Source organism: Sulfitobacter indolifex (assembly GCF_022788655.1).
Lineage (GTDB): Bacteria > Pseudomonadota > Alphaproteobacteria > Rhodobacterales > Rhodobacteraceae > Sulfitobacter > Sulfitobacter indolifex.
On sequence record NZ_CP084957.1, the window covers coordinates 95,258 to 104,164 of the forward strand.

Below are 8,907 nucleotides of genomic sequence, written 5' to 3' on the forward strand. Positions count from 1 at the left end.
CTGTCGCCCTCATTCCGCATCTTGGCGCATTTCTATTTTCCGCTGTCCGAGCGGATGTATTTGACCAAGGCGATTGCCGCGAGCACCAGCACCGCCACGATGAGTAACCAAACCAGTCCCATCGCGATCATCATGCCGCCACCCATCATTCCACCATCCATCATCATGCACTTCATCCTTTGTTTTCCCTTGAAACCGGTCAGGCACGGGATCGCACCAGTCCGCGCAATTAATCATTCGACCGCATAGACGGTCGGGTTCACACCTTCTTCGACGGTGTAAATCTTGAACGGTTCCTGCTTCGCGCCCCCCATACCCGGCGATCCCAACGGCATGCCGGGAAGTGTCAGACCGGCAATGTCCAGGCGCTCATCAAGCAACTTGTTGACGACATCAATTGGCACATGACCGCTGACGACGTAGTCACCCAGAAAGGTCGTATGGCAGCCCTGGAAATCGTCCGGGATACCTGCATCACGGCTGATCTGAGCCAGATCATGGGTCGGCTTTACCTCGACCGTGAAGCCATTCTCGCGCAGGTAGTCCGCATAGCTCTCGCAGCATCCGCATTGCGGGTTCTTGTAGAGCGTGGCCTCTTGCGCTGCTGCAGGCGCGGCATTCAGGCTCATTGCAAGGACAGCGGCAGCACCTGCGGTGCCAAGACTGGCAAGTCCAATTAGTTTCTTCATCGGTTCTTTCCTTTCGTGGTGATCGTTACGTGAGATTGTTTCAGGTTTTGGTCGTGCCAGGATCGACACGTATGATGCCCATCATGCCGGCCGCCTGGTGTTCCAGGATGTGACAATGGAACATCCAGTCTCCCGGATTGTCCGCCACGAAGGCGATCTCGACCCGTTCCTCCGGTGCCATCAGGACGGTGTCCTGCCATTCGCGATGCCGTGTCGGTTGCCCGCTCCGTGTGATCACACGGAACGAATGTCCATGAAGATGCATCGGGTGATGCCACGCGGTGCGATTGTCCATCTGCAGCACATGCGACGTGCCCTGCGGCAGGACCAGCAATGGATCCATCATGTGCCCCGTTGCTGCTTTGCCGTTGATGAACCACATGTTGCCTTCGCGCATCTGCTCCATCATGGACCCCATGCCGCCGCCCATCATCATCTGCCCCATCATGCCGCCATTAAAGATGATCTGATGCCGCGTGGCAGCTTGCATATCGGGTTCGGCCAGCGGGTTGGGTGGCAGTTCCATCGACCAGTCCGGGACCGCGTCCCGTAACCGATCCGGCCCGTAGGCGAGATCGACCAGACGGTATTCCAGATCCCTGTAGAAGACATCGGTGATGGTCAGGCTCTCTCCGGGCTTGCCGGTCATATCAATCACCAAATCGACACGCATGGCCGGACCGACCACCACGATGTCATCGTCTGGTACATGAGGTGACACGGGTTGACCGTCCAGAGCGACCACGACCGGCGCAAGCCCCCCGAAATCCAGCCCGAATATCCGCGCGTTCGCTGCATTGACCAGCCGAAGGCGGATGCGTTCCCCGGATCGCACCGCGATACGGTCAGGGATCTGGCCGTTGATCGTCACGGAATTGCCGATACGACCGCCGTGCATCGTGTCGTGCCGGCTTCCGAAATCTGTCGCAATCTGTCCGTCGCCGGTCATCCGCCAGTCATCGAGCATCCAGGTCAAATCGCGATCCACGCGGATCGGGTCCGCCTCCTCGACGATCAGCGGCCCGTAAAGGCCGCGTCCGACCTGTTCCGAACTGCGCTGGTGCGGGTGATACCAGAATGTACCTGCGTCCAGCGCATCGAATTCGTAGAGAAACTCGCCACCGACCGGGATCGGGTCCTGTGTCAGGAACGGCACACCGTCCATCGCATTGGGTGTGCGAATGCCATGCCAGTGGACCGTCGTCCCTTCATTTAGCCCGTTCCGGGCCAGAACCCGAATTCGGTCTCCCTGCCGCACCCGGATCTCGGGGCCGGGGAGGGATCCGTTGTAGCTCCAGACGTCGGTAGGGCCGTAGGGTGCCGGTCGCAGGGCGGCTTGTCCGGCCGCAGCGCGTAGCAAGAATGGGTCCTCTGTCGGACCTGCCATCGCTACTCGTGCCGGTGACAGAGTGGATATGGCCGTGAAAGCGGCACCGGTGCGCAGCACGTGCCGTCGTGAAATCAGTCTGTTGAGGGTCATTACTTCTGCCTTGATCTGAAAGGGTCGCACTCAGCCAGCTTCGGCCAAGGCAACGGTCAGGCCCCGCAACAAGCGAGGCCGCTATCAGGTTCAGACAGGCAGCTTGGGAGGAAATGGATCAAGGGAGGGAACCGCGCCAATCGGGATCACAGGTCCCGCGACCGGGATGACAACACCGAAGGCCATCTCAAGCGTCATCGCTGACGTACGAGCTACGATACCGGCCGTAGTTCCCGCGCCACAAGGGACTGTACACCCACCCTCGCAGGTTATCCCGTCAGCAAATCCGATCGGATCGCATCCGCCGCAATGGTCGTCCCCGCTTTCAGCGCCCACCATCTGAGCCATTGCTGCCTCAGCCGCATTCGCTGCCGATACATCCGGCGCAACCACAGCACCGAAGCTCAATGCAAGAATCAAAATGAGGCGGAAAACGCAGATCATGCGATCCTTATGCAAGCTTCCAGTAGGGGGAGGTCAAGAAGTATCCCGTAACATAGGCGTGACATTGCCACGCGGGTACTCACTGATTGGCCAAAAGATGCCCGAGGTTGGTTTCGGGGGAAAATCTGAGGCGAGACTGCGGACTCATCCAAGGTCTGTTTCGGAGCCAGGCAACCACCCGCATCTTTTCATGCGGGTGGCTGCCCTTGTGTCAACTTGCGTCTTTGAATTCGGTGTATTCGCCGCGCACCTGGACAGTCACGGTTGCGGGCTGGCTGTCCCGATTCCGCCAGAACCATCCGTGTTCGCCGTCGAATGCCGCGATGATCTCGCCCTCGTCGCCCGTCGAACCGCGGCCCTTTTCATAGGTCACCGAATTGCCGCCGCCGTGGCCGTGCATGTCAAAATTCACCCGACCGCCATCGACCAGCATTCGGTATTCCACCGTCTGGCCCTCTTCCATGACCAGCTTCCACTCGGCACTGTCGCCGGGTGCAAGCGTAAAGGTGGTTTCGTCACGCCAGATTTCGGCCTCCTGTGCATATGCCGTGCCGACAAAAAGTCCAAAGATATCGTTCATAAGGCTCGACTGCTCTTCGGCTTCGATCTCCAACAGCCTGTCGGCTTCGGCCTCCTCCGCAAGCTGGGCTTTGATCTCACCCATCTCGCTCAGCCCGAGAACCCCGCCGATCCCGGTCGGGTCGATGTTGTATTCGGCAGGCAGCACGACGGTCACAAGGATCGCAACGGCGCTGGCCGCCGCAATGGCAGTGGAACGGATAAGCTGCGCGGAGCTGGGAAGCTCATCAAGGCTCGGTTTTTTTGCGTTAAACATTTTGGTCTCCTAAATTCTCAGGTGGCTACGAAGTAGCCGGTGATTTGCAGGCCCATGAGGATGAATCCCATGGACATCATGACGACGTTGGCGGTGTAGGCTTGGCGGAAGAAGCTTGGGGATTTCCGCCAGAAGCCCATGACGATGAGGATCACGGCAAGCGCCATGATCTGGCCAAGCTCGACGCCCACGTTGAACGCCAGAAGATTGGCCAGTAGGCCCTCTGACGCGATCTCGTAGTCTAGGATCTTCGTGGCCAGGCCCGTGCCGTGGAAGAAGCCGAAGATCAGCGTTGCGGCCTTGGTGTTCGGCTGGAACCCAAACCAGCGCTGATAAGCCCCGAGATTGTCGAGCGCCTTGTAGACGACCGAAAGGCCGATGATCGCGTCGATGATGTAGGCGTTGATGCCCCAGCCGAACCAGACACCGGCCAGCATCGTGGTCGAGTGCCCGAGGGCGAAGAGGCTGACATAGATGCCTACATCCTTCATCTTGTAGAGGAAGAAGACGACGCCGAGCAGGAACAGGATGTGATCGTATCCCGTGACCATGTGTTTGGCGCCGAGATACATGAAGGGGATGATGTTCACCCCCCAGATTTCCTGGATATAGCCTGCGTCACCTTCTGTGACGGCATGGGCAAGAGCGTTTTCCGCACCCAGGACGAGCGCCGAAAGGGCAATGAAGGACAGGATCACGATCCGGCGTATGCCGGGATCGGTCCAGCCCTGGTGGACTGTATTCATGGATTGAACTCCGCATATGTGTTGATGATCGAATGCAGCGCGCTGTTGGCACGCAGTCGATCAGACGCGCGGAGGTCTTTCGATTTGGTATGTCTGCAAGGTGTTCGACGTGGCCGAACTCAACGGCCATGCGGCTCTATAAATATCGAGCGGGTGCGGCGATCGGTCGGGGCCAGGCACGACCGCCTGACTGTGATCGTGATCGATGCTGTCATGGCTATGTCCATGCATGGCCCAGGCGAGGTCTTCTTCCAGTCCATGCGAATGACCGTGCTCAGCAACCATTTCTGCGTGCTCTTGAAGGACGCCGATGACTGAGGGTGCGTGCGAGGTTGCGGGCACCACAGACCAGAGGAGTACGGCCAAACATAAGAGTGTCGCAAACGCGGCGTTTACAACTGTCCTCAAGGTATCCATAGGATCTGCCCGTCTCTAGCGTGGTGCGTCGTGGCACCATCTTGTTCTATCCTCCCGGGGGGGATAGAACTACTTTATGACAAAACATCCAGTCCATGCAACCCATCCCGCCCTTGTCGCCCGGCTGAAACGCGCTGACGGCCATTTGCGCGCCGTGATCGAAATGATCGAGGCGGGCAAACCCTGTCTGGAGATTGCTCAGCAGATGCAAGCGGTCGAAAAGGCCGTGACGAACGCCAAGCGTGCGCTGATCCATGATCACATGGACCATTGTATCGACGTTGAAAGTTCTGAAACTGATCGCGCCGAGTTGCGGGCGATCGCCCGATATCTCTGAGGCTGACCATGCTCGATATTCTCTCCGACCGCACTTATCGGCACCTGTTTCTGGCACAGGTCGTAGCCCTTCTGGGTACCGGACTCGCCACAGTCGCACTCGGCCTGCTCGCCTTTGATCTTTCGGGCGACGGGGCGGCGCTGGTCCTCGGCACAGTCTTCACCATCAAGATGGTTGCTTATGTGGGCATCGCGCCCATTGCAGGGGCTTTCGCAGACCGCGTGCCGCGCCGCGCGCTTCTGGTGACGCTCGATCTGGTGCGTGCCGGTGTCGCGCTCGCACTGCCCTTCGTGACCGAGGTCTGGCAGGTCTACGTCCTGATCTTCCTTCTTCAATCGGCTTCCGCCGCCTTCACGCCGACCTTTCAGGCGACGATCCCGGACGTTCTGCCCGAAGAGGCGCGCTATACCCGCGCGCTGTCGCTGTCGCGGCTGGCCTACGATCTGGAAAACATCGTCAGCCCGACGCTGGCGGCCCTTCTGCTCGCGGTGATGTCCTACAATTCGCTTTTCCTCGGCACGGTCCTCGGTTTCGCCGCATCGGCCCTTCTGGTTGTTTCGGTCGTGCTGCCCAGTCCCCGCCCATCCGAGCCGCGCGGTGTCTATGACCGCACTACGCGCGGCATCCGCATCTATCTGGCCACGCCCCGCTTGCGCGGGCTCTTGGCATTGAACCTCGCGGCGGCGGCGGCAGGTGCGATGGTGCTGGTCAATACCGTCGTTCTTGTGCGCGGCTCGCTCGGCCTTTCGGAAAGTGCTCTGGCCTGGACGATGTTCGCCTTCGGCGCAGGGTCGATGATCGCCGCGCTGGTCCTGCCGCGTGTTCTCGATGTGTTGCCGGACCGGCCCGTGATGTTCGGCGGAGCCACGCTGATGGTGGCTACTCTGGTCGGTCTGGCGTTGACGGTCCTTGGAGCGGGCCTTGGCTGGTCCATCCTTCTGACAGCCTGGTTGCTGGTGGGGCTCGGATATTCCGCTGTCCTCACCCCTTCCGGCCGACTGCTGCGCCGTTCCGCCCACGCCGGGGACCGCCCGGCACTCTTCGCGGCGCAATTCGCGCTGTCCCACGCCTGCTGGCTTGTGACCTATCCGCTGTCGGGATGGCTGCTGACAGTCTATGGTGTCGTTCCCGCACTGATCGGACTGGCCCTCATCGCCGCCTTCGGAATGCTCGCAGCGCTGAAACTCTGGCCGTCCGGCGATCCCGTTGAGCTTGAGCACACCCACGATAATTTGCCACTCGACCATCCCCACCTAAGGGGACATCGCAGGCACAGCCATGCCTTGATCATTGACGAGAGCCATCCTCGCTGGGCCACGCATTTATAAGCCGCAGCAAGAGACGAAGACTGGACACGGGCGGTTCGTTTTCATCCATGCGGACATTCGTGCTTCGAGCAAAATTCATCAAAGTGGGCTCGATGCGCGAATTCTCTGCAAGTTTGGCGGACAGAAGCGTTGACTCTAACATAAACTGTCGGCCCCCCGACAAAGAGCACGGCTTAAGTTGCGACCCTCCACATCCGATACCGCCCCTGCCCCGTCATCTCGTGGATCATACCACGCGCTTCCATCCAAGCAAGGTTGCGCTGGACGGCAGCACGGCTGGCGCCGATCAGGGCCTCGGCCATCGGAGCGGACACGAGCGGCCATTCGGTAAGTACCGCGCACAAGGCCGGGGGCGTGCGGCCGGAAAGCGGGCTCATCTCGGCTTCCGCCCTCGCCGACCATGCCTCGATATCATCGAGGTGACGCATTGCGGTCAGGCATGCGGTCTCCATCCCGTCAAGCCAACGAGACAGACGGTCAGCGGGTGGGCCACCGGAGCGCAATCCTCCTGCCCCGCCCATGGCCAAAGGCGCGAAGAGCGCCCCCTTGCCCTCACTGGCCACGATCCGTGCGGCTGTGACCGCCGCTTCCATCCGGTCGCCGTGCTGCCCGAGGCCCGCGAGACTCCAGAGATGGAAGCCCATGCAAGCGCGCGTGATTGGGTGAAGATCGGCGGCTTGCGCCATAAGATCGAGCCAACCGCCCGCGCGATCCGCGAACGGTTCGGCTTCAACGCCGAGGTTCTCGGGGTCGCGGCGGTCGAGGAAGGCGGACAGGTCCACTTCCGGTCCAAGGCCGCCTGTAAGACGCCGCACTGCCCATCCGACACGCGCGAGCGCCGCGGTGTCGTCCTGCACGCCGGACAAGCGCATGGATTTCCAGAGCGCCAGCCGATCCGGGCCAATTCGGTCGCCTACAAACCAGCTGAGGTCTGCCGCCTCCATCAGCGCGAGCCTGTGCCGCCAACCTTTCGGGCCACGGCGCAGCCGGTCGTCCAGCGCGCCGATCCGGCCAGCCACACGGGCGAGACGCGCGGCATTGCCCGCCTCTGCCTTCCGCCAATCGTCGAGGACTGCGGTTTCACGAAGCTCTGCCCTAGGTCCGGGCGGCAGATAATCTGGCTCCTCGTCCATCGGACCGGGCAGGAACCACAGGTCGTCCTCAGACGTCTCTTCAAGCCCCTCCGCATTCACAAGAGGATCGTAAAAAATATCATACTGCATAGATACTTGAGTCTTCATGTATGCAAAATACCGCACTTTTGCATTTTACCAAAGTGTTTTGTCAGAGTGCGCCTGCACACCTTATATAGCACGGGCGCGCGATGGTCTGCGAGAGCTCGCTGATCGCGCTCAGCGTATGGAAACCAAGGGTTCTCTGCTGAGCAGCGCCACAGTGCACGCCCTTGCATTCGTTTTCAAACGGTCGTTTATTAGCGATACATAAAACTGCAAAAAGACTGTTTTGATGCCCCTGATAGGTTACGCTCGGGTCTCGACCGAGGATCAGACCCCCCTGCCCCAGACGCAGGCCCTGAAATCCGTGGGCTGCGCCGAGATCCATGAAGAACAGGCCTCGGGCGGCAATCGTGCGCGGCCGGTGCTGGCGCGGGTGTTGGAGCGCATCGGCAAGGGCGACACGCTGGTGGTCGTGCGGATCGACCGCCTTGCGCGATCCCTGTCGCATCTGCTGGAGGTGATCGAGCGGCTGGAGGCCAAGGGCGCGTTCTTTCGTTCCATTCACGACCCCATCGACACCGGATCCCCGCAGGGCAAGTTCACGTTGCAAGTGCTGGGGGCCGCGGCCGAGTTCGAACGCGCCCTGATCCGGGAACGTACCAAGGCCGGCCTCGCCAGCGCGCGCACAAAGGGCCGCGTGGGCGGGAACCCTGGGCTGCGCGCCAAAGACCCTGCCGCTCTTCGTAAGGTACGGCTGGCAAGACAGGACGGCTACATGGAGCGCCTGAACGAGACGGCACAAGACTGGGTGCCCCATGTGCGCCGGTTGCGCCCCGACTTGGCCTGGGAAGACGTGTTGCGCATCATCAACGGCCCCTTGCCCGAGGCGCGTCGCTGGACCCAAAGCCGTCTCTTGCGCGCTGTGAAGGCATATGTCCGCGACGGCTTCCTGCCTGCCGAGGTTCTGGCCCGCGCCGGGCGCCGCGAAACCGACGACCGCCTGCCCGCCATTATTGCTGGCATCAAGGGCGCAGATCCTGACATCACGCTTCGAGCGATCTGTGAACGGCTGGAAGCTATGCGCGAACGCACGCCCCGTGGCCGAACGAGATGGCAGCCCTCATCGGTCAAGATGCTGTTGGAGCGAGCCGAGAGTCTGGGAATGATTTAAGAGACTCAGATTCGTTCTTTGGAAGCAAAACCGCCTATGTGAATCGAGTACATCTTGCGTTTAAGAGATGGCAGCGACACAAGCACTTGACGCGCTGGATCCGCAAAATAAGATAAGTCATTGTAAATAAATGATTTCACCGGATACCGGCCCACGATTTGAAAAAATCCTTGCCTGTCAAACGCTTTCCTGACATTTTTGCGGAAGAACGCTAACCATCAGTTTCCGGCGGTTTTGCGTTCCTTCTCAAGATAGACCCGGAAGACGGGCGGCGGGACGGGC

Annotated in this window: 9 protein-coding genes; 3 read left to right on the plus strand and 6 right to left on the minus strand. The window is 60.4% G+C overall.

The annotated features are described in order from the left end of the window. Window positions 1-32: 32 nt before the first annotated feature. From DSM14862_RS21860 to DSM14862_RS21675, 5 genes are all read right to left on the minus strand, one after another. Window positions 33-167, minus strand: a complete 135-nt coding sequence (locus DSM14862_RS21860; protein ID WP_007121580.1) for a hypothetical protein — start codon at window positions 165-167, stop codon at window positions 33-35. Window positions 168-233: 66 nt separating this feature from the next. Beyond that, the gene (locus DSM14862_RS21660; protein ID WP_007121581.1) at window positions 234-689 is read right to left on the minus strand and encodes a DUF411 domain-containing protein; all 456 of its coding nucleotides are present in this window, start codon (window positions 687-689) and stop codon (window positions 234-236) included. A gap of 40 nt (window positions 690-729) precedes the next feature. Continuing rightward, on the minus strand, window positions 730-2,169 hold the full coding sequence (locus DSM14862_RS21665; RefSeq protein WP_243254689.1) for a multicopper oxidase family protein: 1,440 nt from the start codon (window positions 2,167-2,169) through the stop codon (window positions 730-732). Window positions 2,170-2,824: 655 nt separating this feature from the next. Beyond that, complete coding sequence (locus DSM14862_RS21670; protein ID WP_007121517.1) at window positions 2,825-3,448, minus strand: hypothetical protein; 624 nt, start codon at window positions 3,446-3,448, stop codon at window positions 2,825-2,827. A gap of 17 nt (window positions 3,449-3,465) precedes the next feature. Beyond that, window positions 3,466-4,194: a HupE/UreJ family protein gene (locus tag DSM14862_RS21675; protein WP_009820205.1), complete on the minus strand. Its 729-nt coding sequence runs from the start codon at window positions 4,192-4,194 to the stop codon at window positions 3,466-3,468. A gap of 493 nt (window positions 4,195-4,687) precedes the next feature. Between DSM14862_RS21675 and DSM14862_RS21680 the strand changes: the two genes are divergently transcribed. Together DSM14862_RS21680 and DSM14862_RS21685 are read left to right on the plus strand one after the other, a co-directional pair. Beyond that, window positions 4,688-4,948 carry a metal-sensing transcriptional repressor gene (locus tag DSM14862_RS21680; RefSeq protein ID WP_007120627.1) on the plus strand — a complete coding sequence of 87 codons (261 nt, stop codon included), beginning with the start codon at window positions 4,688-4,690 and terminating at the stop codon, window positions 4,946-4,948. Between the two features lie 8 nt (window positions 4,949-4,956). After that, on the plus strand, window positions 4,957-6,276 hold the full coding sequence (locus DSM14862_RS21685) for an MFS transporter (RefSeq protein ID WP_007120628.1): 1,320 nt from the start codon (window positions 4,957-4,959) through the stop codon (window positions 6,274-6,276). Window positions 6,277-6,449: 173 nt separating this feature from the next. Here DSM14862_RS21685 and DSM14862_RS21690 read toward each other — a convergent pair whose 3' ends face one another. Continuing rightward, a complete protein-coding gene (locus DSM14862_RS21690) occupies window positions 6,450-7,499 on the minus strand; it encodes a hypothetical protein (RefSeq protein ID WP_007120629.1) in 1,050 nt (349 codons plus the stop codon). A gap of 244 nt (window positions 7,500-7,743) precedes the next feature. Between DSM14862_RS21690 and DSM14862_RS21695 the strand changes: the two genes are divergently transcribed. After that, window positions 7,744-8,625, plus strand: coding sequence for a recombinase family protein (locus DSM14862_RS21695; RefSeq protein ID WP_007120630.1), 882 nt, complete (start codon window positions 7,744-7,746; stop codon window positions 8,623-8,625). Window positions 8,626-8,907 lie beyond the last annotated feature (282 nt).